We start from the raw sequence: 24,872 nt of genomic DNA, 5'->3' as shown, positions 1-24,872 counted from the left end.
CATCCCGCGCCTGGTGATCATCGAGTTCGACAACCTGGACGCGGCACGGACCTTCTACCACTCCCTCGAATACCAGGAGATCCTGCCGCTACGGTTGAAGGCCTCCCACAGCACGGCGGCCTTCGTGGAGGGGGTGGTGTGACGCGGAGGCATCTGATCCGGATAGGTCTTTCGCGGGTCCGCAAGAGGTTCGGGTTTGCGCCAACCCGAGACTCAGTTCGTTCACTCGGGCAGCCCAAGCCGGCGTAGGGCGGCAAGCCCTCGCTTCAGGCCCGCCGCATCCTTGTGGAGCGAGAGATGGCCGAACTTGGTCACCGAGATTCCGGCGTCGGCGCCGATGGCCATGGCGATTTCCGCCCGGGCTTCGTCGTCTTGGCCAAGCGCGTGGTGGGCGAGTGCCCTGCCGATGTGGGCATGAGCGGCGTGGTTCGCAGAAGGCTTCCGTTCCAGGTATTTCTCGAAGGCGAGCAACGCCTCCTCCGGCCGCGTCGCGTCGAGGTAGGTGAAGGCCAGTTCTTCGAGAAACCAGTCTGGATAGTAGGGGCTGAGCCGCATCGCCGTCTTGTACATCCGAACCGCCTCTTCCGGACGACCGGCGTAGTGTAGACACATGGCCAGGAGCGCCGTGTTGGTCGCGTGGTTCGGGTTGTAGGCGACGGATTTCTCACCGGCCTCGATGGCCTTTTCGAACTCCCTCTTGAGCAGGTGGATAACGCCTTGCACCGCGTAGACGTCGGGCAAGGCGTCGTCGAGGTTCCGCGCGCGCTCGGCCAGGAGCGAGGCTTGCCGAATCGAGCGGGCCCGGTCATCGCTCCAGCCGTGGAAGGCATCCAGCCAATGGGTCGCGGCGAGGAGCGCGTGGGCCAGAGCGTACCTGCGATCGATCTCGATGGCCGCCTCGAACAAGCGGCGGGCGGCGAGGTTGTTGGTCTTGTTCGCGTGAGAGAGGTGCTCCCGCCCCCGGCTCACCAGGTTCCAGGCTTCGATGCTGCGGGTGTGGACCCGGTGGACCCGGGCTTCTTCGCCTTCGGTGAGCTCTACGCGCAGGGCCACGACGATCCTGTCCGTGATCTCGTCCTGCAGCTCGAAAATCTTCTCGTAGCCACGGTCGTAGCGTTCCGCCCAGAGGTGGTTTCCGCTCAAGGCGTCGATCAGCTGGGCGGTGATCCGGATCCGGTCGCCCGAGGTCCGGACGCTGCCTTCGAGCACGTAGCGGACCCCCAGTTCCTCGGCCACCTGCTGCACCCGCGCGGGCGCTTCGCGGTAGACCGAGCTCGAATTGCGGGCGATCACGAAGAGGCTGGAGACCTGCGACAGAGCGGTGGTGATGTCTTCCGTCAGGCCGTCCGCCACGTGGTCCTGGCCGGCCTCGCCGCTCAGATTGTCGAAGGGCAGCACGGCGATGGAGGGCTTGTCGGGAAGCGGAAAGGCCATCCTTTCCATCGAGGCCGGTCCGCCCGCCGGGTCCCACAGCTTCAGCCAGGCGACCGTGACTGCGAGGCCGAGGAGCCCGGCCGAGGCGGCCGCGACGGCCGCCCATTTCCTGGCCCGTATGGCGGGCCTCTTTTCGCCGGTGATCCTGCCGGCCGCCTCCGGTGCCGTCAGGACGCGGTATACCGCGACGGGCTCGGCGATGTTCTTGACCTGGTGTTCGCCCAGATACTCGTATCCCAGATCGAGCGGCTTGGTCTTGATCTGGTCGAGGACCGGGCGCGAGATGAAGATGCCGCCGACGTCGGCCAGGGCTTCGAGCCGCGCCGCGATGTTCACGCCTTCGCCGAGAAGGTCGTCACCCTCGACGACCACGTCAGCGAGGTTGATGCCGATGCGCAGGCGCAGGCAGCGGTTCTCGGGCAGGTCGGCATTGCGCTCTTCGAGCGCGCCTTGGATGTCGACGGCGCAGCACACCGCCTCGACCGGGCTCGGAAACTCGGCGATCACGCTGTCGCCGGCGCTGCCGAAGACCCGGCCGCGATGGTCCAGGACCAGCCCGTCAACGATCTTTCGGCAGGCGTTCAGCGCCCGCACCGTCCCCTCCTCGTCGGCCTCCATCAGCCGGCTGTAGCCGACCACGTCGGCGGCGAGGATTGCGGCGAGGCGGCGCTCCATTCCGATGTTTCCCTTGCCGGGAGACGAAAGAACGACCGAGGGAGAGTCTAGGCGCGCCGGTGGTCCTCGGCAATTCCGGTGTCGACCGGTCAGGCTTCGGGCCGCAGGCCGCGTGTTCGTTCATGCCTTCGAAGGGGTCTGCCCGGGCGCGAGGGGGAGGAAATTCGGCGCCTGGTCCCGCAAATCACAAAACCGACATACGCCTGAAGCATATCCCCTTTAGCATAACTTTCTTTGCAAAGAGAGCACGCTGTGCACGTCAAGACCTACGGCAGGCTGACCGTCAGAGCCGTGCGGGCGCTTCGGGATGTCGAACGGGCGGAGCGGTGGCTGAAGTCGCCGACGCGCCTTCTCGACGGCCGATCGCCCTTGGAAGCCCTGAAGACCGCGGAAGGGATCGCGAAGGTCGAGAAGCAGCTCAAATGGTTCGTCGGCAAGCCTCCCCTGCCCGCCGACCACCGTCCGCGTCGAGATCGACCGCGATCTTAGGCATCGGCGAGCGGTTGGTGGTACAGGCGGCACCATCGAGACCGGAGCTCAGGACCACTTGGTCTTGGGTTTCGGGACCTCGGCGCCGTCGAGGAGGATGGCGTCGACCTTCTCGTTGAAGAAGCAGAGGCGGTCCTTGATGCGTCTGCTCTCGGGCAGCGGGTCGGGGTAATACCAGACGATGTCCTCGAAGACCTCCTCGCCGGCCCTGACGCCGTGGTACCTGGCGCGGCCCTTGTAGGGGCAGGCGGTCTCGGTCCCGGAGGGCAGCAGCTCGGCACGGAGGTCTTCGCGCGGAATGTAGTAGCGCGGCGGCAGGCCGGTCTCGAAAAGGATCCGGGCGCGGCGGGTCTCGGCCACCGTCTCGCCGCCCAGCACCACCCGCAGCGGCCGGGCGCAGTCCAGCACGTCGACCCGGACATAGGGGTCGCGGGCGTGGACGAAGACCTCCTCGTCCTCCTCGTACCAGTGGTCCATCTTGTCCCAATAGAAGGCGAGGTAGCCCGCGATCCCGGCGACCTCGTCGTAGGGCGCGGGATAGCTCCAGACCGCGTTCTCGGCGCTCCGGCCGCCGGCTGCGACCGTCCAGTAGCCGGCCTCGCCCTTGAAGGGGCAGTAGCTTCGGTGCTCCGTGGCGGTCAGCAGGTCCATCCGCACGTCGTCGCGCGGGAAGTAGTAGACCGGCAGGTGCCGGGTCTCGTGCAGCAGACGCACCGCCGTGGTGTCGGCGGCGGTCTCGCCGCCGAAGACCACCCTGAGGCGCTTGGCGCAGGGCTCGAAGCGGATCGCGTAGCCGGGATGCCTGGCGAAGCCCGGCGCCTTGTTGTCGGTCTCGGTTTCGGCCGTCATCGCGCGTCCCTCCGTGTTGTCTTTCGGTTCAAACTCGTGTCGGGCCGCGGATCGCGCGCAGCCGTTTCGCGCTCGGTCGAATAGCCTAACCCCGCGCGGCCGGGCCGTGGTAGCAATCTTGAAGGACGCAAAGGGCTTCACGGCGATCACCCGGGCGGAGGGGCGATGACGGGCCAGGAGACGGAGACCGGCCGGCAAGCGACGGAGCGGCGGGCCCGTTCCTTTGGCCGGGCGCTGCGCTGGACATCCTGGATCCTTGGCGTGCCTCTGGCCGCCTTTCTGTTCAGCGTGGCGATCTTGATCGTTCTCGGCATTACGATCGACCTATCGGCCCTGCGCGGCCGGATCGAGAGTGCCACCTCGGCGACCCTGGAGCGCAAGGTCACCATCGACGGCCCGGTGGCGCTGGTGGCGACGCTCTGGCCGACCGTGCAGGTCGAAGGGGTCCACATCGACAACCCGGGCGACTGGCAGGAGGCGGACTTCCTCCGGCTGGACCTCGCCCGCGCGCAGCTCGGCGTCCTGCCGCTGCTGCGCGGCGAGGTGCGGATCCAGGAGATCGCCGTCGAGGGCCTGACGGTGAACCTCGAGACCGACGCCCAAGGCGCGCCCAACTGGCCGGTGAGGGCGTCGGGGGACGATCCGCAGCCGGCGGCGGAGAGGGCGTCGCCGGCCCTGCAGTTCATCGAGCTGCAGGACCTTTCGCTCACCGACATCGCGGTGAACTACCGCGACGCCGCGGCCGGGCAGAGCTACGCGCTCAAGCTCAACGAGGTTTCGGGGAGCGCGGAGACCGGGCAGCCGCTGCAGCTCTATGTCCAGGGTGCGGTGCAGAAGGTGCCCTACGCGGTGACCCTCACGGGGGGCGACCTCGCCTCGCTCTTCGACGGCGAGGCGCCCTGGCAGCTCGATGTCTCAGCGGCGGCCGTCGGCACCAACCTCACCGTCACCGGCGAGATCGCGGAGCCGCTGCGCGGCCGCGGCCTGGCCCTCGACTTCGCCTTGGCCGTGCCTGAAATGAAGGAGCTCGAGGTGATCCTCGGCAACGAGCTGCCGGAGATCGGCGGCTTCGACCTGCGCGGCCGCCTGGTCGAGTCCGACGGCGCTTTCACGCTTGGGGATCTCGAGGGCCGGCTGGTGCGCACGGCTTTCTCCGGCGCGCTCGAGGTCGACACCTCGGGACCGCGGCCCCGGGTCCAGGGTTCGATCGACATCCCGCGGATCGACGCCGGGCCCCTGAGCGCCGCCCTCGCGGCGGGGCAGCAGGCGGGGTCCGAAGCGGAGGACGCGGCCGAGACCGACGAGCCGGTCGATATCGACGACAGAATCCTGACCCTGGCGCCGCTGGCGAACGTCGATGCGGATTTCACCCTGACCGTCGGGGAGGTGGTCAACAGTCAGATCGGCGTGCGCGAAGCGTCGTTCCGGGTCGCGGTGTCTGAGGGTCAGCTGACCGGGCCCTTGAGCGCGACCGTCGCCGAAGTCCCCTTCAAGGGCGAAATCCGGCTGGCGCCCGACGGCGACGAACCGAAGGTTCAGGTGTCCCTGGCGGCGCAGGAGAGCGAGATCGGCGGGCTGCTGGCCCTCCTGACCCGCGCCGAGGGGATCGAGGGCGCCTTCGAAGTCGCCGAGCTGGCGGTCTCGGCGCGGGGCGAGACGATCCGCGCGCTCGTCGAGACCACGGAACTGCGCGTCGCCATCGCCGGGGCGGCGCTGTCCTACGGCCACGACGCGGGCGAGCAGCCGGTCGACTTCACCCTCGACCGCTTCGACATCCTCTTCGCCGCTGCAGGGGAGTCCCGGATTACCGCCGCGGGCTCCCTTTTGAGGGAGCCCTTCTCGCTGGAACTTGACGGCGGCACCTTCGTCGAGAACTTCGTCGAGCGCAACTGGCCCCTCGACCTCACCGCGACCGGGGCCGGCGCGGAGCTGCGGCTCAGCGGAACGCTGGGCGGCCTCAGGGACGAGCCGGTCGCCGATGTCGACTTCTCGATCGCCGGCGACCGCATCGGCGAGCTGTCGCGCTGGCTCGGTGTGGCGCCCGAGGCCGAGGGCGCCTATGCCCTGAGGGGCAAGGTGACCCGCGCCGACGCCGATCTGCGCATCCGTATCGACGAGGGGCGGATCGGCGACAGCGGCTTCCGAGGCAGCGTCGGCAGCCGGCAGGAGGGCGAGACGCCGATCACCGTCATCGAGCTTGCCGTCGGCACCCTGGACTTGGCGGAACTGGGCGATCTCTTTCCCGAAGACCCCGAGGCCGCCGGCGCCGAGGATCAAGAGGAAGGCTTCGCCATCGACGTGCCGGTCCTGCCGCAGGGCATCGAGCTGGCCGATTCCGATATCGAGGTGACGATCGAGCGCGTCGTGGCGGATCCCCAGGACCTCACCGAGATCGCCTTTTCCTCCCAGATCCGGGACGGCTACGTGGCCGGGGCGCCGCTGCGGGCGGTCTTCGCCGAGGCCGCCGTCGAAGGCAGCCTCTCCGCCGACCTGAGGGGCGAGGTCCCCGCCTTCGGCCTCGACCTTCGCTCGAGCGACGTCAACGTGGGCGACGTTCTGGCCCAGCTCGACGTCGCGCAGGGGCTGGAGCTGACTGCCGGCCTCTTCGAACTGAGCCTGGCGCTGCGCGGCGCGACCCTGCGCGGGATCCTGGAACGCTCGGAGTTCTCGGCCGGCCTCAGCAACGGCCTCTGGCGGCTCCGCGACCCCAACACCGAGGGCACGCTCGAGCTTCGGATCCCGGAAGGCCGGATCGAGGCCCGGGTCGACGAGCCGATCACCCTGGCCCTGGACGCCCGCATCGACCAAACGCCGGTCAAGATCGGCATCCGGACCGACAGCCTGGCCAGCTTCGCCGGCCCCAAGACGAGCTTGAGCGCGACCCTGACGGCCAAGCTGGCGAAGGCCGAGCTCCGGTTCACCGGCACCACGCCGCTGCCGGTCGCGGCCCAGAACCTGCGCTTCGAGCTGGATTTCTCCGGCGCGCGGGCCAGCGACTTCGACGAGCTGCTGCGGGTCTCACTGCCGCCCTGGGGCCCCTACCGGCTGTCCGGCGCCTTCGGCAGCCGGGAGACCGGCTACTACATAGAGGACCTCGAGCTCGGGGTGGGCGGCAGCACCCTGACCGGAAAGCTCGATCTCGACACCACGGGCGGCCGGCCCCGCCTGGACCTCGCCTTCGCCGCCCCGGTGATCCAGCTCGACGACTTCGAGACCGGCGACTGGTCGCCGGGCGACGGCGGCGCCGAGCCGGGGGAAAGCGCGGTGCCCGAGGCCGCCGCCGACACGGAGGTCGCGGAGCTGCTCTCGCCGCAGGTCCTGCGCAGCCTCGACGCGGCGCTCGCGGTCGAGGTGCAGGAGGTGCTCTCCGGCCAGGACCGTCTGGGCAGCGGACGGCTTGAGGCCGGCCTGCAGGACGGCCGGCTGACCGTCGAGCCGATCACGGTGGAGGTGCCCGGCGGCAAGATCGAGGTCGGCTTCGCCCTGGAGCCGAGCGAAAACGACATCAGCCTGGAGGCGCGGGCCAAGGTCGACGGCTTCGACTACGGCGTCCTGGCCCGTCGCATCGATCCGGACTCGACGACCGGCGGCCTGCTCAACCTCGACGTCGACGTCAGAACCCGAGGGCCGGAGCTGGCCGAGGTCATGGGCGGGGCCGAGGGACACATCGACTTCGCGGTCTGGCCGAAGGACCTGAACGCCGAGCTCTTCGACCTCTGGGCGGTCAACCTCTTCACCTCGGTCCTGCCGTCGCTGGACTCCGAGGTCTCGAAGGTCAACTGCCTGGTCGGCCGCTTCCGGCTCGAGGACGGGGTCATGCGCCCGACCGCCCTGCTGGTCGACACCTCGCGCATCCAGGCCTCCGCCGACGGGACCATCGACTTCAAGAAGAACAGCATCGACTTCCGCGCCGCACCGCGGTCCAAGCGGCCGGAGATGTTCAGCGCCCAGACGCCGATCCGGGTCCGGGGCCGCCTCGAGGACTTCGAGCTCGGGGTCTCGACCGGGGCCGTCGCCGGCACGGTCTTCCGCATGATCACCAGCCCGGTGGTCGTGCCCTTCGAGTGGGTCTTCACGAAGGACGCCCCGGCCGACGGCGAGCAGGCCTGCCGGGACGCCTGGGGCGACGCGGCGCCGCGCTGAGGCTTGTTTCCGGCTTCAGTCCCGGTGGCCGACCAGCAGAGGGGTGGCGCCGACGATCATCTCGGTCACGTCGAGCCCGGGCGTCACCTTCTCGTACTTGCCGTCGATCAGCAGCGACGACGCGCCGTGCACGAAGGTCCAGAGCTTGATCGCGATCTCGTTGGCGTCCCGCTCGACCCCGTGGGCGACGCAGTATTTCCGGACCTGCGCGATCACGTAGCCGAAGCATTCGCCGCCGGTCTCGGAGACCTTCGGGAACTCGCCCATCAGGTGCGGCTGGCCGAACATCAGACGGAACAGGCCGGGCTGCGCCGCCGCGAAGGCGACGTAGGCCCGGCCCATGGCGACGATGGAGGCCAGGCTGCCCTCGTCCTCGGCCTCGACGGCGGCCTTGGTGTCGACGGTCAGAGCGCCGAAGCCGCGCGCCGTGACCTCGGCCAGCAGCTCCTCCCGGTCCTTGAAGTGGCGGTAGGGCGCCGCGGTCGAGACCCCGGCGCGGCGGCAGGCGTCGGCCAGCGAGAAGCCGTCCGCACCGGCCTCGCTGACCAGCTGGTAGGCCGCGGCGATCAGGGCCTCGCGCAGGTCGCCATGGTGGTACCTGGCCTTCTGGCGTGCCGCCGCCGCTCCGGTTTGGCCGGATGCCCTCATCCAAATCCCCGTTTCGCCGGTAGAAAGAATGTTAGCTTGGCTAACTTGCCCTTGCCAAGTTAACGAGACTAACATATGTTAGCGAAGGTAACATCATTCAAGACCGTTCACGAGGATACGCGAGATGACCGGGCCGGGAAACGCCGCAAGACCGGAGCGAGGCGCAGGGGCGCTCAGGCGGGGGGTCCTGCTGGGGCTGACCGGCCTCGGCTTCCTCGGCCTCATGGGCGGGGGCATCGCCGCCCTGCACCTGCGGGCGGCGGCCGAGCCGGCGGTGGCGGCCAACCCCCCGGTCAGGGTCGAGGCGCGGCCGATCCGCCTGGACGACGGCTACCGGGTCACCGAGCGCTTCGCCGGCCGCCTGGAGCCGGCCCGGGAGACCCGGCTCGCCTTCGAACGCGCCGGCCTGGTCCTGGCGGTGCTCTTCGAGGAAGGCGACCGGGTGGCGCGGGGCGAGGTCGTCGCCCGCCTGGACACGGCCAAGCTCGAGGCCGAACGGGACCGGCTGCGCGCCCAGCGGCGCGAGCTGCAGGCCCAGGAAGCCCTGGCCGAGGCGACCCTGGAGCGCCAGGAAGCCCTGGCCACCAAGGGCTGGCAGACCGAGCAGCGCCATGACGAGGCCCGCTTCGGCCTGGCCGAGATCGCCGCGGCGATCGAGCGGATCGACGCCGCCATCGCCTCGGTCGAGGTCGACATCGGCAAGTCGGTCCTGACGGCACCCTACGCCGGCCGCATCGCCGCCCGCTCGGTCGACGAGGGCGCGGTGGTCGCGGCCGGCACGCCGGTGGTCGAGCTCCTGGAGGCCGGCGCCCGGCAGCTGCGGGTCGGAGTCTCGGTCGAGGCGGCGAAGGGACTTGAGACCGGCCGGCTCTACCCCCTGGATGCGGACGGGCGCGCTCTGGAGGGCCGCCTGATCGCCAAGCGGCCCGACCTCCAGACCGGCACCCGCACGGTCACCGTCCTGCTCGAGGTGATCGGCGGCGAGGCGGTGCCCTTCGGCGAGGTCGTCGAGCTGCTGCTCGCGCGCCGGGTCCCGAGCGCCGGCGCCTGGCTGCCGCTGACCGCGCTGAGCGAGGGCCGCAAGGGGCTCTGGTCGGTGCTGACGGTGGTCGAGCGCGACGGCAGGCCCACGGTCGCCCGGGAAGCGGTGGAGATCCTGCACCTGGACGGCGGCCGCGCCTTCGTGCGCGGGACCATCGGCGCGGGCACCCTGGTCGTGCTCGGCGGGACCAACCGGATCATCCCGGGCCAGGCGGTCGCGCTGGCGGCCGGGGAGTAGGCGCCGTGGAGACGCTGTTCTTCCGTAACCGGCGGATCGTCGCCCTGGCCGTCCTGATGATCCTGGCCGCGGGCTCCTCGGCCCTGCTCACGGTCGGGCGCCAGGAGGACCCGACCATCTCCAACCTCTTCGCGACCGTCGTCACGCCCTACCCGGGCGCCGACCCGGCGCGGGTCGAGGCCCTGGTCACCGAGAAGGTCGAGGACGAGCTGAAGAAGATCCCCGAGATCAAGGAGATCGAGTCGACCTCGCGGAGCGGGCTCTCCTTCGTCCGGGTCGAGCTCGCCTGGAGCCTCTCGAAGGCCGAGATCGAGCAGACCTGGTCCGAGGTGCGCGACGCGATCGCCGACGCCGCGGCCAACTTCCCGGCCGGGGTGCCCGAGCCGAGCTTCGACGACGACCGCACCGGCGCCTTCTCGGCGATCAGCGCGATCTCGGCCCGGCCCGGGACGACGGCCAACCCGGCGATCCTCCGGCGCTACGCCGAGATCCTCCAGGACCGGCTGCGGACGCTCTCGGGGACCAAGCTGGTTCAGCTCTACGGCGCCCGGGACGAGGAGATCCTGGTCACCATCGATCCGCGCAAGCTGGCCTCGCTCGGATTGACCGTGGCGGAGGTGTCGGCCGCCATCGCCCGGGCCGACAGCAAGGTGCGCGCCGGGCAGCTGCGCGGTCCGGCGGAGGACCTGCTGATCGAGGTGACCGGCGAGATCACCTCGCTGGCGCGGATCCGCGACGTGCCGCTGCGCGAGGGCGCGGCCGGACGGATCCTGCGGGTCTCCGACGTCGCGACCGTGGCCAGGGCCTTCCGCGAGCCGGCGGCCAGTCTGGCCTACGCCGACGGCGTGCCGGCGATTCTCGTCGCGTCCAAGATGGAAGCCGACCTCCAGGTCGACGTCTGGATGGGCCGGGTCCGCGCGATCCTGGAGGACTTCGAGGCCGAGCTGCCGGCCGGCCTCGAGCATCGCCTGCTCTTCGACCAGAGCGGCTACACCGCCGACCGCCTGGCCTTCGTCGTCATCAACCTCCTGATCGGCGCCGGCCTTGTGCTGGCCGTCCTGCTGGTGACCCTGGGCTGGCGCGCGGCGCTGATCGTGGCCTCGATCCTGCCGCTCGCCAGCCTGATGTCGCTCGCCGGGCTGCAGGCGATCGGAATCCCGGTCCACCAGATGTCGCTGACCGGCCTGATCGTCGCCCTCGGCCTGCTGGTCGACGCCGGCATCGTCATGTCCGACGAGATCCGCAAGAAGCTCGACCGGGGCGCCGCGCGGCTGCAGGCAGTCGGCGGTGCGGTGCGACGCCTGGCGGTGCCGCTGCTCGCCTCGACCGTGACCACGGCGCTGGCCTTCATGCCCATGGCGCTGCTGCCGGGGCCGCCGGGCGACTTCGTCGGCGCCATCGCGATCTCGGTGATCATCATGCTCTTCGCCTCGCTGGCGCTGGCGCTGACCATCACCCCGGCGCTCTCGGGCTGGTTCCTGAAGCCCTCCGGCGAGGGCGGCGGCCTCCTGGCCGGCGGGCTGCAGCTGCCCCGGCTCAGTGTCGCCTTCGGCCGCTCGCTGGCGCTCGCCCTGCGCTTCCCCAAGCTGGCCATGCTTGGCGCCCTGATCCTGCCGGTCATCGGCTTCGGCGCCTTTCCGACCCTGAAGGCGCAGTTCTTCCCCGGGGTCGACCGCGACCAGTTCTATGTCCAGGTCAAGCTGCCGGACGGGACCGCGATCGCCGAGACCGAGCGGGCCGCCCGCCGGGCCGAGGCGGTCCTGCGCGGCTACCCGGAGATCCGCCGGCTGCACTGGGTGATTGGCGAGAGCGCGCCGGCCTTCTACTACAACATGACCACCGACCAGGACGCCGAATCGAGCTTCGCCGAGGCCCTGGTCACGACCGTCTCGCCGGCCGCGACCGAGCGGATCCTGCCCGAGCTCCAGCGCGACCTGGACCGGGCGATCCCCCAGGCGCGGGTCATCGTGCGCGGCCTGGTCCAGGGCCCGCCGGTCAGCGCCCCGGTCGAGATCCGGGTCTTCGGCCCCGACGTCGAGGTGCTGCGGGAGATCGGCGAGGAGGTCCGCGCGGTCATGGTCTCGGTGCCGGAAATCCTCCAGGCCCGGACGCAGCTGACCGGCGGCGCGCCGAAGCTGGCGCTCGACCTCGACGAGGAGAAGGCTCGGCTTTCGGGCCTCGACATGGGAGCGATCGCGGGCCAGCTCGAGGCGACCCTGGAGGGCGCCCTCGGCGGCTCGCTGCTGGAGGCCAGCGAGGAGCTGCCGGTCCGGGTGCGGGTCGGCGCCGCTGGCCGCGAGTCCTTCGAGGCGCTGCGCCGCACCGACCTCCTGGGCCCGGACGCCGCGGAACGGGCGCGGGCCGGCGCCTATCCCGGCGTGCCGCTGGCCGCGCTGGGCTCGCTGCGCCTGGTCCCGGCCGAGAGCCCGATCTTCCGGCGCAACGGCGAGCGGGTGAACACCATCCAGGGCTTCACCCACCGCCAGGTCCTGCCGGAAGAGGCGCTGAAGACGGTGCGGGCAAAGATTGCCGAAAGCGGCCTCGTCCTGCCGCACGGCTACCACTTCGAGGTCGGCGGCGACGCCGACGCCCGCAGCGAGACCCTGACCCACATGCTGGCCGCGGCGGGCATCATCGTCGCGCTGACCGTCGCGACCATCGTGCTCACCTTCAACTCCTTCGGGCTCTCGGCGATCGTCGGCGTGGTCGCGGTGCTCTCCATGGGGCTCAGCCTGCTGGCCCTGGCGCTCTTCCAGTACCCCTTCGGCATCATGGCGGTGATCGGGGTGATCGGCTCGATCGGCGTCTCGATCAACGCCGCGATCATCATTCTGACCGCGCTGCAGAAGAACCCGGCCGCCATGGCCGGCGAGACGGCGGCGATTGCCGAGGCGGTCGGGGCCCAGAGCCGGCACATCTTCTCGACCACGATCACCACCTTCGGCGGCTTCCTGCCGCTGATCCTGGCCGGAGGCGGCTTCTGGCCGCCTTTCGCCATGGCGATCGCCGGCGGGGTCCTGCTGTCCTCGGTGGTGTCCTTCTACTTCGTGCCTCCGGCCTTCGCCCTGATGGCGCGGGCCTGGAGGCGGCGTCGCGCGGCGGCTGAGGAAGTCGTGACCCTCGAGCACGAGCCTCTGCCGGCGCTGCCCCGGGCCGAAGCGGCGGGCTTGGTCGCGGCGGCGGAATAGGGTTCCAGCGGGTCAGCGGTAGAGGTCGAACCACTCGGTCGATTCGAACCACTTGCGGCGCAGCCGCTCGTAGCGGCCGTCGGCCCGGACCTTCTCCAGAAAGCCGTTCAGCCAGGCCAGGAAGTCCGGGTCCTCCTTGCGGATCGCGAAGGCGATGGCTTCTTCGGTAAAGGGCTCGTCGAGAAAGACCAGGCCCTCGCCGCCCCGCATCGCGAGGAAGGTGGCGTTGAAGGGCCGGTCGTAGACCAGGGCGTCGACCTTGCCCTCGGCGACGGCCTCCGCCGCTTCCAGCTCCGACTCGAAGGGCCGGTAGTCGGCCTGGGGCAGCAGGCGCCGGACCGCGTCCTCGCCGGTGGTTCCGGGCTTCGAGGCGACCTTGTAGCGGGGATCGTTCAGGTCGACGTAGGCGGTGACCTGTGCCGCCAGCTCGGCGTTCAGGAGGACCGTCTGCCCGACCTGCATGTAGGGCTCGGAGAAGTCGACCTTGCGGCGGCGCCACTCGGTCACCGACATGCCGCTGATTATGATGTCGCAGCGGCCCAGGGTCAGCGAGGGGATGATGCTGGTCCAGCGGGTGTTGACCGGCACGAAGTCGACGCCCAGCTCGCGCGCCATCTCCCGGGCCAGATCGATGTCGAAGCCGCCGAACCTGGTCGTCTGGCCGCCCTTGCGCTCGTCGGCCGAGCGCAGGCTGCGCTCGCGCAGGCCCGAGCGGGTGCCGATCATCTCGAAGGGCAGGTAGCCGGCCTCGAAGCAGACCCTGAGCCGCCCGCGGTCCAGCACGCCGGCCAGGGTCGAGTCGGGATCGAGCGCCTTGTCCTGGGCGCGCGGCGATAGGGCCGGCGCGAGGCCCAGCAGCAGGACCGCGAACGCGATCGTGAAGCGTCTCGGCATCGTCCTACTCCGCGGGTGCGGGCTTGGTGGCCGCCTCCTGCGCCTTCGGCGCCTCCGCGGGCGCGATCGTCCAGCCCATCCAGCCGAAGATCAGGGTGACGACCGGCGATAGCCAGCAGAAGAAGTTGAAGGGCAGGTAGGCGAGGGTAGCGACGCCGAGGGTCGCCGCCTGATAGGCGCCGCCGGAGTTCCAGGGCACCAGGTTGGCGGTCACCGTGGCGCTGTCCTCCACCGCCCGCGACAGGTTCTTGGCATGCAGGCCCCGGTCGCGATAGGCCTGGGCGTACATCCGGCCGCCCATCACGATCGCCATGTACTGGTCGCAGAGCACCAGGTTGGCGCCCAGGCAGGTCAGCACGGTCGATGTGATCAGCGAGGAGCTGGAGGTGGCCAGGCGCAGGATCCGGTCGACGATGACTTTCAGCTGGTGGGTCTCCTCCATGATGCCGCCGAACATCATCGCGCAGATCACGATCGAGATTGCGTAGAGCATCGAGGTGAAGCCGCCCTTGCTGAGCAGGGAATCGACGGTCTCGACGCCGGTGTTGCTGGCATAGCCGCCGTAGGACACCTCCAGCAGCTGCGGATAGGTGACGCCTTCGAAGATGAATCCCAGGATGACCGCCGAGAGCACGCCGGCGACCAGACCGGGGATCGCCGGGTACTTGCGGTAGGCGCAGACGATCACCAAGAGCGCCGGGATGATGTGCCAGGGCCCGACGGTGAAGTCGCGCTCCAGGGTCGCGATGATCTCCTGGACCGAAGCGAGGTTCTCCTCGCCGCCGCCGTAGAAGAAGCTGAGCACGATCTCGATGACCAGGGTCAGGCCGAAGGCGGTGCCCGAGGTGTAGGTCATGTGCCGGATGTGGGTGTAGATGTCGGTCCCCGCCATGGCCGGCGCCAGGTTGGTCGTGTCGGACAGCGGCGACATCTTGTCGCCGAAGTAGGCGCCCGAGAGCACGGCGCCGGCGACCAGCGGCAGGGGAAAACCGAGCCCGGCGCCGATGCCCATCAGGGCGACGCCGATGGTGCCCGTCGTGCCCCAGGAGCTCCCAGTCGCTAGCGAGGTGACCGCGCAGATGATGAGGGCCGCCGGCAGAAAGATCTCCGGCGAGAGGGTCTTCAGGCCGTAGTACAGCAGGGACGGCACGACGCCGGAGACGATCCAGACCCCGATCAGGACGCCAATGATCAGCAGGATGACGATCGCCTGGAGGGAGTTGGCGATGCCTTTCAGCATGCCGTCTTGGATGACCTCCCAGGCGTAGCCGGCCCGGGTGCCGATCAGCCCCGCCACCAGGACGCCGAGCAGCATGGGGATGTGCGGATCGGTGCCGTAGACCACGATCGACAGCATGATGCCGATCACCAGGGAGACGAGCGAGACGATCGCTTCCCAGAAATAGGGCTCGCGCTGTTCCTTGCTGATGAGCATCGCCCGCCAACCTCCCTGTCATCACCTTCAGCGCCGGGTGGGCATTCCGTGCCGCCAAGCCCGGGAGCGTTCCCTTCGCCCTTTCCGGTTGCGAACGATGCTAGCACCAAGCGGCGCCCTAGGCGAAGGATGTAGGTTGACGGTCAAGGGTTCGGCGAAGGGCGGACTCCAAGACGAGGGTTCTGTAGTCCGCGTTCCGGGATCTCGGCACTGTGGCCTCACGCTGCCGGCGCCTGTCCCGCGGTGACCGTCGTCGCGACCTGGCCAGGACGCGGGCTCCCAAATCCTGGCTGCCCTGCGCGGCGATGCTATGTTTGTCTCCGTGGTCTCGCCGAACGCTGCGGTCGTGGCCTAGAACTTCGCAGATGTGCCGAACCTGGTTTTTTTGCGGTTCCGGCAGGAAAGGGTGGACACTGTTTTCGGGCCTGCAGAGCCAGCCGTGTATGGACCATGTCGACGGACACCTCGGAAGGGACACTCCATGAAGTTGTTCTGTGCGGGCTGGATCGCTGCCATCGGACTGGTCGCGATGCTCTCTGCGGTATTGGCCTCTCGGTCCGCCTTCGCCCAAGACGGACCGACACCGTCTGAATCGCGCGCGCGCGACGACGCCCAGCTTGGGATTTCCGCCGGCTTCAATCGAATGGCAGCCGAAGGAGTCGGCCATCGGCCCGTCATCCCGGAGCAAGGCACCACCTCCTCGAGACGAGCCGATCGGCTGCCAAGCGCGTTCGACCCGGCCCATTCCGTGCCGCAGGGCATGCCGAAACCGATGCGGATTCCGGATAGCGCCCTCGCCTCGGTGTCCCGGGAGGAAGAGAAGAGAACCTTGGTCCGCCCGGTCTCCCTAAGCGCGCAAGAAGACGAGGGTCTCGCTTCGGTGTTGCGCTGGGCCGGAGGAATCGGCGCCGCTGCGGTGGTCATCCTGGTCATCCTTGCCTGGAACCGGCGTTTGCGGCGGCAGGTCGCCAAACGCAGGCGGGCCGAAGAGGCGCTGCGCGAAAGCGAGGCGCGCGCGAAGGCTATGTTGAACACCGGCTCCCAACTTCAGGGGCTTCTAAAGCCGGACGGAACCCTCATCGAGATCAACGCGGCCGCCCTAGCGATGATCGGTGCCAGCGAAGAGGACGTGTTGGGACTCCCCTTCTGGGACTGCCCCTGGTGGACGCATGATCCGGATCTCCAAGCTCAGCTCAAACAGGCGCTGAAACGAGCCGCCGATGGAGAGAGCGTGCGATTCTTGGCGACCCACCACGCGACCGACGGCACCGCGCACATCATCAACTTTGGCGCGACGCCTGTCAGAGATGAGCACGGCGAGGTCACTCTCATAGTGCCGATGGGTGACGACATCACCCATCTCAAGCAGGCCGAGGCGGAGCTGCGGCAAGCCAAGGAGCAGGCCGAGACAGCCCTGGCGAAACTGACCAGGACCCAGCAGCAGTTGGTGGTATCCGAGAAGATGGCCTCCCTCGGACAGTTGACGGCCGGTGTCGCGCACGAGATCAAGAACCCGCTCAATTTCATCAACAACTTCGCGGAGGTCTCCGTCGAGCTGATCGACGAGCTGAGGCAGGCCGTCGAACCGGCCCGCCAGGCGCTCAGTGGAGAGCAGCGAAACCATCTGGACGATCTGGTTTCCACACTGACCGCGAACATGGCTACAATAGATGAACAGGGCCGGCGGGCCGACAGCATCGTGAAAAACATGCTGCAGCACGCGCGCGACGAAGGCAGCGAACGGCGCGACATCGACGTCAACACCTTCCTGGAAGAGAACCTGAAACTCGCCTACCACGGCGCGCGCGCTCAGGATCAATCAGGCAACGTCGCCTTGGAGCGCAATTTCGACCCCAAGGCCGGCTCGATCACCATAGCCGTCCAGGACATTAGCCGAGTCCTGCTGAACCTCTTCGGCAACGGCATCTACGCCATGCGCCAGCGACAACGCCTCGAGACCTCGGGCGACTACGCGCCCGTCCTCCGAGTAAGCTCCCGGGACTGCGGTGACAGGGTTGAGATCCGCGTGAGGGACAACGGCACCGGAATTCCCGGGGACGTCGCCAACAACATCTTCGATCCCTTCTTCACCACCAAGCCCCCGGGCGAGGGAACCGGTCTCGGCTTGTCCTTGAGCTATGACACGGTCGTGCATCAGCACGGAGGCAGTCTCGGGGTCGAAAGCGAGGAAGACCGCTTTACGGAGTTCGTCCTGGTTCTCCCCCGCCATCCCGCGCCGCACTCCGAATCCCTGACCTGATCGGCGAGCGAATAGCAGGGCTGTCCGGCCGTGGCGACGCTCCCGGACGGCCGGGACGTGGCCAACACCCTCACGCTTCGCCGCCTTCAGGTGCAAGGCGATAGACTTCTGAAAGTGACCGAAATTCGGACAGGAAGCCGGATCGGCTTCGGATCATCCCGCTTCAGGCGAGCCGTTTGAACGCCATGCAGGTGATGTCATCCGTCTGCTCGGCCGCGCCGACGAAGGTGTCGACCGCCGCCAGCACCCGCTCGGACAGTTCCCGCGACGAGAGATCGGCGCCGACGCTCAAGACCTCCTCCAAGCGCCCGATGGAGAACTGCCGCTGCATGCCGTCGAAGGCCCTGGGCACGCCGTCGGTGTAGAGGAACAGGCTCTCGCCCGGGGCCAGTGTCGTCTGCTGCGCCGCGTAGGACGCCTCCGCCTGAAGGCCGGCGGCCGAGCCCGGATCACAGGGCAGGATTTCGAGCTGTCCCCCCGTCCTCAGGGCGTAGGATGGCTGATGGCCGGCGCTGACATAGGCCAGCGTCCCTGTGGCCGCGTCGTAGGTTCCGAAGAAGAGCGACGCCAGGATTTCCGATCCGGAATGATCGTAGAGAAGGTCGTTCAGGCGCGTGACGCTGCCATCCACCGGGAGCCCGGTCAGGGCCGCGGTCCTGATCGCCGTGCGCGAGACCGCCATGCCGAGCGCGGCGCCGATGCCCCGGCCGGAGGCCTCGCCGATCAGGATTCCCCAGCGGTCGTCGTCGATGGGGAAGACGTCATAGAAGTCGCTGCCGAACTCGGCGGCGGGCTTGCTCCGGCAATGCACGGCGAAGCGCTGCTCCTGCGGAAGGTGGTCCGGCAGAAGGGAGTTCTGGATGCCCCGGGCGATGGTCAGTTCCTTGCGCAGGCTGAGCAACTGGTCGTGCTCGACAGCCGCCTCGCGGAGGATGGCGCTCTGTGCGAGCGCGCGTTCCATGGTCGCGGTGAGGTCGTCGAAGTCGATCGGCTTGGTGATGAAATCGAAGGCGCCCCGGTTCATCGCGGTACGGATGTTCGGCATGTCGCCATAGGCCGTGACCACGACCGCCATCAGGATCGGATTGATCTCGGGCAGATGATCCAGAAGGGTCAGACCGTCCATGCGCGGCATGTTGATGTCGGTCAGGATCATGTCGATGTCGGAGGTCCTGAGGAGGGTGTCCAGGGCCTCCTCGCCGTCGTGCGCGAAGAGAAACGACATGCTGCCGTCGCGAACGCGCCGACGGAACTTCTGAGAGATCAGAGCCTCAACCTGCGGCTCGTCGTCGACCACCAGGATGGTCGGCGGCCTGGTGCCGTTCGCGGTCCTCTCCCGGGCTCTCGCGGCGGCGGCCGGCCGCCCGGCCAGGCTGACGTCACCGGGATCGACAGGAGCCCGTGGCGTCTTTTCCCTCGACGCGGGCCGGGCGACGGGAAATCCCGGGTCCCGACCGCTGTCGCCGGCCATACGGAACTCGGCCACGTAGTTCCCCTTTGGGATTTCGATCCTAAGGGGCTCGTTCTTTCCGTGAGTCAGGTAGTACTGCTTCAGTGTGCGCCGCAGCCGCCCGGCCTCGACACGCACGAGCGAGCTGGTCTGGGGGTCGAAGCTCTCGTCCCGCCCGAAGACCTCGACCGCGATCGAGAATTCCTTGGTCCGCTCGACCTCGCCGTTGAGCGACGCCTCGACAAGGTAGCGAATGAGTTGCCTCATTCGCTTCGATCGCGCGAAATCTGGGCTCGCGAGCACTCGTTGAAGCGCAGCGACAACAGTCTCGGTGGACGGCCGCACGTCAGACGCTGTTTGGGCGATGCCCCCCGGTTCTTCGATCATCGTCGCCCCGTTCGCCAGGGCGCTGTCGGCCCTGCAAATCCCTGCCTGCAATCGTTACGACCGCATGGCTTGGGTCAGATCACCTGTGCGTCGTCGTGGTGTTTCCTGTCGGGCACGGTTCCTAACGCAGATTAGCAACGTTTCTCACGGTTAGAAACTACAAGCCGCCCCTGCCTTCAGCCACATTCATATCGTGCAAGCAAAGTGCGGGCGGCCCGTGGAAAGCCAGAGATCACGAGCGCCGCGGAACCTGGGGGGCAGCGATGAGCCAATTCGATTTTTCCGGCAAGATGCAAGCGATCACCAGGCTGTCCCTGGTACTTCTGGGCGTGGCGGCGATCGCCTCGACCTCTCCGGTCAGGGCCGAAGATCAGTCGCCTCAGCAAGCGGCGCTGCAGACCGAGCCGGCGGTCGAGACGGGTCAGGTCTTGAATCTGGACAGTTCCTTCCTCAGCCGGGAGACCGATGCCTGGCATTCCGATGCGGAGGGTTTTTCGGTGGAGCGTCAGGCCCGTATCGAATCCTGCTATCTCGCCGCCGAGTCCGCCTACAGGGCCGGCATATGGGATGGCGGCTTCGGCAGCGACACGGACGACATGGACGTCTTCGAATACGGTGTCTCCGACTTCTACGCCGGCCAGCAGAGGAAGTCCCAGTTCGGCAAGTGCATGCAGTAACAAGGGAGGTGGCTCCACCGGCCGCCCCTTCGGCACGCACGCGGCAACCCTCGGCATTGGAAAGCCCAGGCCGGCTCCACCGACCATTGGGGCGACCTCGAAGGTGCCCTTCTTTCGCCGGGCGTGCTTGATCGCCAGCGGGGCCCTGCGCGGTCGGTATCCGAGGCCTCGGCGGGCCTGGTCGCTGTAGCTCTGAACGCCGCGGATGGGCCAAGCCGGGCCTTCGCCCTCCCTGTCGGGGCCGGTTCTAGGCCGCTCGGTCTCGCGGTTGTTGTGGACAGACTGCCCTTCAGGTCGGCTGACAGCCGGTGATCGGCACGACGGAGAGTTTCCGCGCAAACCTAGAAGCGTCCCTGCCATGGCTGCGCTAGAGTGGGATCGGCGTAAACAGGGCGGGGGGTGCACGGCATGGATCACGCACGAAAACCTGTCGCCGCGATGGAAGCGGTGTGCTGGCTCACTTGCGCAAGGCTCTTTTATAGATGGCTGCCCGGTGCCGCGGCCCGGGCATCGGGCGACGGACTGCGAAGCACGCCCGCGACCGGAAGCCTGCAGGACCGGTGGATGCCGGCCGCCGCCCGCGCAGAGCCCCTTTTGGAACGCAAAAACATGACCCGTCAGAGCAAGGGAGTCGATCCATGAGAGCCAAACACGTCGCCTATATCCTCGTCTTCGTCCTTGGGCTGATTTGCGGCAACTCGGCTCTTCTTTGGAGCCAGCATGGGGCCTTGGCGCAAAATCAGTCTCCGGAAGAGCAAACGCTTCGAGACACGAGCTATGAGGAAGCCGAGCTGAACCTGCTGGAGGCCCAGCTCGCCTTTGCCAATAAAGCCAACAAGACCTTCGGCGGCGGGGTCTATTCGCCGATCCTGATCAAGCTGCTGGAGAACAAGAGAAACGTGTTGCGTACGTTCTTGGCCGAGCAAAGCAAGGCAGAGCCGGATATTCAGGCCGTGCTGGTCGAGAAGGCCGAGGGACGCCTGGAGGTGGCAAGGCTGGAGCTCGATCTCGAAATGAACAAGGAAATGCGGGCGCTGCACGAATTGAACATCAGGGTTGCGGAAGAGCGGGTGAAGCGGGTGAAAAGCGATCAGATGCGCGATCGCGATTATCGGCAATCCTGGCTGATCGGCCAGTTGGAGCTCGACATGATGGGCATGCGTCTCGATCTGGAGCTGGCTCGGTGATCTCCAGCAAAGTGTGACCCTGGCCGCGCTTCGGCCGTATCCCGACTCTCACGAGGCTCTGTCCGGGCTGCGGTAGTCCGCGACCACCCGGTCCAGCGCCCGCGGCAGCAGGTCGGCCAGGCGCTCGACCCAGGCCGCCTGGCCCGCGGGGTCCGCGACCAGATCCTGGCGGATCTCGATCTCAACGTGGATCAGGCCGCGCTGCTCGCCATGCACCGGGATGGTGTAGTCGGTCTCGTCCGAGACCGCGTAGGGCTGGTTGTCGCCGACCACAAGGTCGCCCTGTTCGGCCAGGAGGGCCATCAGGCCGTGGGCCAGGCGGGCGTCGCGGTTGTACAAGATGCCGATGTGCCAGGGCCGGGGCTCGCCCAGAAAGCTGGGCGTGAAGCTGTGCAGGGCGACCAGCACGCTGGGCCGCTTGGTGAGATCGCGAGCGTCCAGCAGGTCGGCGATGCGGTCCTGGTAGGGGTCGAGGATCTCGCGGATCCGGGCGAGGAGCTCCGCCGAGGTCAGGTCCCGGTTGCCGGGGATCGGCGTCGCCTCGCTGAGCACCGGCACCGAGGCGGTCACGTTGGGCGAGCGGTTGCAGTCGACCACCAGCCGCGAGTAGTTCTGCAGCACGCAGGCCGCATCCAGCGTCTCGGCGAGGCCGCGCGCGACCTCGGCGGCACCGATGTCCCAGGCGATGTGCCGTCGGCGCTCGGCCTCCGACAGCCCGAGGTCTCCCAGGCGGCGCGGGATCCGGTTGCTCGCGTGGTCGACGGCGATCACGAAGGGCGAGGCACCGCCCTCCCGCTCGACGGTGACCGGTCGCGGTTCGTCGTCATCCAGCAGCTTGAACTCGGTCATCCCTCTCCCTGGTCCCGGCGCTCGCCATTCCTTGCAGCCCACCTTGGGGCGGGGCACTATGCCGATCTCCGCCGGTGCGGAGCAAGACGCAAAGAGACTATAACCTTCGGCGGGCGAGGTCGCCCCGACCCGGCAAGGCGCCAGGGCGGGCGAGCGGGAGGGTCGCAGGCGTGGCGCAGGGAATCGCCGTAGAGGTGCGGGCCGCGACCAAGGTCTTCGGAAGCGGCGGCGAGCGGGTGGTTGCGCTCGAAGAGGTCTCGGCCGGAATTCGGCAGAACGAGTTTTTCACCCTTCTGGGGCCGTCGGGCTGCGGCAAGACCACCCTGCTGCGCCTGATCGCCGGTTTCGAGCAGCCGGACCGCGGCGAGATCCTGCTGGAGGGCCAGGCGATCGGCGGGCTGCCGCCCTTCAAGCGGCCGGTCAACACGGTGTTCCAGAACTACGCCCTCTTCCCGCACCTCAGCGTCGCCGAGAACATCGGCTTCGGCCTGGCGATGCGCAAGCGGCCCAAGGCGGAGATCGAGGCGGCGGTGGCCGAGATGCTGGCCCTGGTCAAGCTCGAGGGCCTGGCCGGGCGGCGCACGGCGCAGCTCTCCGGCGGCCAGCAGCAGAGGGTCGCCCTGGCCCGGGCCCTGGCCAACCATCCCAAGGTGCTGCTGCTGGACGAGCCGCTCTCGGCCCTGGACTTCAAGCTGCGCAAGGAGATGCAGCTGGAGCTGAAGCGCCTGCAGCGCGAGACCGGCATCACCTTCGTCTTCGTGACCCACGACCAGGAGGAGGCGATCACCATGTCGGACCGCCTGGCCGTGATGTCGGCGGGCCGGGTCCAGCAGGTCGGCGCGCCCCACGAGATCTACGAGGCGCCGGTCAACCGCTTCGTCGCCGACTTCATCGGCGAGTCCAACTTCCTCGAGGCACGGGTCGTCGAGGCCGCTGCGGGCAGCCTGCTCTGCGCGCTGGAGGGCGGGCAGCAGCTCCGGGTCCCGGGCGAAGGCGCCCGGGGCGAGAAGGTGACCCTGGCCCTGCGGCCGGAGAAGATCGGCCTGACTCCGGCGGCGCGCGACGGCCGCGACAACGGCGCCTTTGTCGGCACGATCAGCGAGCAGATCTACCAGGGCACCACGACCTCCTATCACATCGCCCTGGCCGGCGGCGGCCGCCTGGTCGCGCGCGGCGGCAACCGCGAGAACGGCACGGCGGCCTTCGCCCGCGGCGACATGGTCGCGGTCGCCCTGCCGGTCGCCGCGCTCAGGATCCTGCGCGACTGATGGCACGGGCCCGATCAGGGCTGCGGCGGGTGCTCGGCCTGGGGCCGGCGCTGGCCATGATCGGCGTCTTCATGCTGCTGCCGATCGGCATCATCGCGGTCTATTCCGTCCTCGAGGCCGATCCCTACGGCGGGGTCGAGCCGCGCGTCTCGGCCGAGGCCTACGTCCAGTTCTTCTTCGAGCGCGACCTCGACGACAGCCTGGTCTTCAATCCCGCCTACCTGGTGATCTTCGGCCGCTCGATCCTGCTGGCGGCGGCGGCGATGCTGCTGAGCCTCCTGATCGGCTTCCCGGTCGCCTACTACATGGCGACCCAGCCCGAGGCCCGGCGCAACCTGCTGGTCTTCTTGGTCACGATTCCCTTCTGGACCAATCTGCTGATCCGGACCTTCTGCTGGATCCTGATCCTCCGCGACCACGGCTTGGTCAACAACCTGCTGCTGGCGGCCGGGATCATCGACCGGCCGATGACCCTGCTCTACACGAACGGGGCAATCCTGCTCGGGCTGGTCTACACCTACATCCCCTTCATGATCCTGCCGATCTACGCCAGCATCGAGAAGCTGGACCTGCGCCTGGTCGAGGCGGCCCACGACCTCTACGCCAACCGCCGCCAGGTCCTGCGCCGGGTCATCCTGCCCCTGGCCCTGCCGGGAATCGTCGCCGGATCGATCCTGGTCTTCATCCCCAGCGTCGGCGCCTTCATCGCCCCCGACCTGCTGGGCGGCGGCAAGAAGCTGATGATCGGCAGCCTGATCCAGATGCAGTTCTCCTCCTCGCGCAACTGGCCCTTCGGATCGGCGGCGGCGCTCTTCCTCATGGCCGCCGTGCTCGCCGCCATGACCTACTACGCGCTGGGGCCGGCGCGGCGCGCGGCGACGGAGCCGGGACAGTGACGGCGCTGGCCGAAGGCGCGCGGGAGACCGCCGCGGCGCCGGTCACGCCTTCCCGCCGCGGCTTCGCGGTCGGGCGCTTTCCCGGCTTCGGCGCGACGACCCTGGTCTTCTTCCTCTACCTCTACGCGCCGATCGCGATCCTGGTGGTCTTCTCCTTCAACGCCGGGCGTTCGGCGACGATCTGGGCCGGCTTCAGCCTGGAGTGGTACCTGCGCGCCTTCGCCAACGACGATATCCAGCGCGCCGCCCTCAACAGCCTGACCGTCGCCACCGTGGCGACCGCCATCGCGACGGTGCTGGCGACCTGCGCCGCCCTGGCCTTGGCCCGCGGCGGGCGCTTCCGCGGCCGAACGGCGGCCTACGCCGTGCTGACCCTGCCGCTGGTGGTGCCGGAGATCGTGACCGCGGTCGCGACCCTGTCCTTCTTCGCCGCCATCGGCCTTTCGCTGGGGCTGGGCAACGTCATCATCGCCCACAGCGTGTTCTGCATCCCCTTCGCCTTCCTGCCGATCCGCGCCCGGCTGCAGGGCATGGACACGACCCTGGAGCAGGCCGCCCAGGACCTCTACGCGAGCGAATGGCAGACCTTCCGCCACGTCACCCTGCCGCTCTTGATGCCCGGCGTGCTCTCGGGGGCGATGCTGGCCTTCATCATCTCGATCGACGACTTCATCATCACCCTGATGGTCGCCGAGGCGGGCTCGACGACCCTGCCGCTCTACATCTACGGTATGGTGCGCATGGGGATCACGCCGGAGGTCAACGCCGTCTCGACGGTGCTGCTGCTGGTCTCCGTGCTTTTCGTTTCGCTGTCCTACCTGGTCGGGCGGCGGCGCTGAGCAACGACAAGAAAACAGGGAGGAT

At 68.6% G+C, this 24,872-nt stretch carries 17 protein-coding genes; 10 read left to right on the top strand and 7 right to left on the bottom strand.

Translation table 11 applies throughout. The annotated features are described in order from the left end of the window. Window positions 1-222 precede the first annotated feature (222 nt). Window positions 223-2,109 carry an adenylate/guanylate cyclase domain-containing protein gene (locus QNJ30_26615; protein MDJ0947040.1) on the bottom strand — a complete coding sequence of 629 codons (1,887 nt, stop codon included), beginning with the start codon at window positions 2,107-2,109 and terminating at the stop codon, window positions 223-225. 252 nt (window positions 2,110-2,361) lie between these two features. Between QNJ30_26615 and QNJ30_26610 the strand changes: the two genes are divergently transcribed. Next, on the top strand, window positions 2,362-2,598 hold the full coding sequence (locus QNJ30_26610; GenBank protein ID MDJ0947039.1) for an MbcA/ParS/Xre antitoxin family protein: 237 nt from the start codon (window positions 2,362-2,364) through the stop codon (window positions 2,596-2,598). 48 nt (window positions 2,599-2,646) lie between these two features. On the opposite strand, the gene QNJ30_26605 is transcribed toward QNJ30_26610, so the two are convergent. Continuing rightward, window positions 2,647-3,447: a DUF427 domain-containing protein gene (locus QNJ30_26605; protein MDJ0947038.1), complete on the bottom strand. Its 801-nt coding sequence runs from the start codon at window positions 3,445-3,447 to the stop codon at window positions 2,647-2,649. Between the two features lie 165 nt (window positions 3,448-3,612). On the opposite strand from QNJ30_26605, the gene QNJ30_26600 reads away from it, so the two are divergent. Continuing rightward, window positions 3,613-7,590: an AsmA family protein gene (locus QNJ30_26600; GenBank protein ID MDJ0947037.1), complete on the top strand. Its 3,978-nt coding sequence runs from the start codon at window positions 3,613-3,615 to the stop codon at window positions 7,588-7,590. Between the two features lie 15 nt (window positions 7,591-7,605). Here QNJ30_26600 and QNJ30_26595 read toward each other — a convergent pair whose 3' ends face one another. Further along, window positions 7,606-8,238 (bottom strand): TetR/AcrR family transcriptional regulator, encoded by a 633-nt coding sequence (locus QNJ30_26595; GenBank protein MDJ0947036.1) that lies wholly within the window; start codon window positions 8,236-8,238, stop codon window positions 7,606-7,608. Window positions 8,239-8,362: 124 nt separating this feature from the next. On the opposite strand from QNJ30_26595, the gene QNJ30_26590 reads away from it, so the two are divergent. Together QNJ30_26590 and QNJ30_26585 are read left to right on the top strand one after the other, a co-directional pair. After that, window positions 8,363-9,517 (top strand): efflux RND transporter periplasmic adaptor subunit, encoded by a 1,155-nt coding sequence (locus tag QNJ30_26590; GenBank protein MDJ0947035.1) that lies wholly within the window; start codon window positions 8,363-8,365, stop codon window positions 9,515-9,517. A gap of 5 nt (window positions 9,518-9,522) precedes the next feature. After that, a complete protein-coding gene (locus tag QNJ30_26585) occupies window positions 9,523-12,705 on the top strand; it encodes an efflux RND transporter permease subunit (GenBank protein MDJ0947034.1) in 3,183 nt (1,060 codons plus the stop codon). 12 nt (window positions 12,706-12,717) lie between these two features. Here QNJ30_26585 and QNJ30_26580 read toward each other — a convergent pair whose 3' ends face one another. Next, a complete protein-coding gene (locus QNJ30_26580) occupies window positions 12,718-13,599 on the bottom strand; it encodes a transporter substrate-binding domain-containing protein (GenBank protein ID MDJ0947033.1) in 882 nt (293 codons plus the stop codon). Between the two features lie 4 nt (window positions 13,600-13,603). Beyond that, complete coding sequence (nhaC, locus tag QNJ30_26575) at window positions 13,604-15,034, bottom strand: Na+/H+ antiporter NhaC (protein ID MDJ0947032.1); 1,431 nt, start codon at window positions 15,032-15,034, stop codon at window positions 13,604-13,606. Window positions 15,035-15,515: 481 nt separating this feature from the next. Here nhaC and QNJ30_26570 point away from each other — a divergent pair, with 481 nt between their 5' ends. After that, complete coding sequence (locus QNJ30_26570) at window positions 15,516-17,294, top strand: ATP-binding protein (protein MDJ0947031.1); 1,779 nt, start codon at window positions 15,516-15,518, stop codon at window positions 17,292-17,294. 163 nt (window positions 17,295-17,457) lie between these two features. On the opposite strand, the gene QNJ30_26565 is transcribed toward QNJ30_26570, so the two are convergent. After that, on the bottom strand, window positions 17,458-19,011 hold the full coding sequence (locus QNJ30_26565) for a SpoIIE family protein phosphatase (GenBank protein MDJ0947030.1): 1,554 nt from the start codon (window positions 19,009-19,011) through the stop codon (window positions 17,458-17,460). A gap of 383 nt (window positions 19,012-19,394) precedes the next feature. Between QNJ30_26565 and QNJ30_26560 the strand changes: the two genes are divergently transcribed. Both QNJ30_26560 and QNJ30_26555 read left to right on the top strand, forming a co-directional pair. After that, complete coding sequence (locus QNJ30_26560; GenBank protein MDJ0947029.1) at window positions 19,395-19,808, top strand: hypothetical protein; 414 nt, start codon at window positions 19,395-19,397, stop codon at window positions 19,806-19,808. A 638-nt stretch (window positions 19,809-20,446) separates the two neighbouring features. Then, window positions 20,447-20,995 carry a hypothetical protein gene (locus QNJ30_26555; protein MDJ0947028.1) on the top strand — a complete coding sequence of 183 codons (549 nt, stop codon included), beginning with the start codon at window positions 20,447-20,449 and terminating at the stop codon, window positions 20,993-20,995. Between the two features lie 48 nt (window positions 20,996-21,043). Here the strand turns inward: QNJ30_26555 and QNJ30_26550 are convergent, their stop codons facing one another. Then, on the bottom strand, window positions 21,044-21,844 hold the full coding sequence (locus tag QNJ30_26550) for an N-formylglutamate amidohydrolase (protein MDJ0947027.1): 801 nt from the start codon (window positions 21,842-21,844) through the stop codon (window positions 21,044-21,046). 170 nt (window positions 21,845-22,014) lie between these two features. On the opposite strand from QNJ30_26550, the gene QNJ30_26545 reads away from it, so the two are divergent. The 3 genes from QNJ30_26545 to QNJ30_26535 are packed head-to-tail and all read left to right on the top strand — an operon-like array spanning window position 22,015 to window position 24,847. Then, window positions 22,015-23,112 (top strand): ABC transporter ATP-binding protein, encoded by a 1,098-nt coding sequence (locus tag QNJ30_26545; protein MDJ0947026.1) that lies wholly within the window; start codon window positions 22,015-22,017, stop codon window positions 23,110-23,112. Next, entirely contained in the window at window positions 23,112-24,008 is an 897-nt protein-coding gene (locus QNJ30_26540; GenBank protein ID MDJ0947025.1) for an ABC transporter permease, read from the top strand. Before QNJ30_26545 ends, QNJ30_26540 begins: the two co-directional genes overlap by 1 nt. Next, on the top strand, window positions 24,005-24,847 hold the full coding sequence (locus QNJ30_26535; protein ID MDJ0947024.1) for an ABC transporter permease: 843 nt from the start codon (window positions 24,005-24,007) through the stop codon (window positions 24,845-24,847). Before QNJ30_26540 ends, QNJ30_26535 begins: the two co-directional genes overlap by 4 nt. The last annotated feature ends 25 nt before the right edge of the window (window positions 24,848-24,872 follow it).

Source organism: Kiloniellales bacterium (assembly GCA_030066685.1).
Classification (GTDB): domain Bacteria; phylum Pseudomonadota; class Alphaproteobacteria; order Kiloniellales; family JAKSBE01; genus JAKSBE01.
Note: the sequence above shows the minus strand (reverse complement) of the source record. Positions and strands in the feature narration are given on the sequence as shown.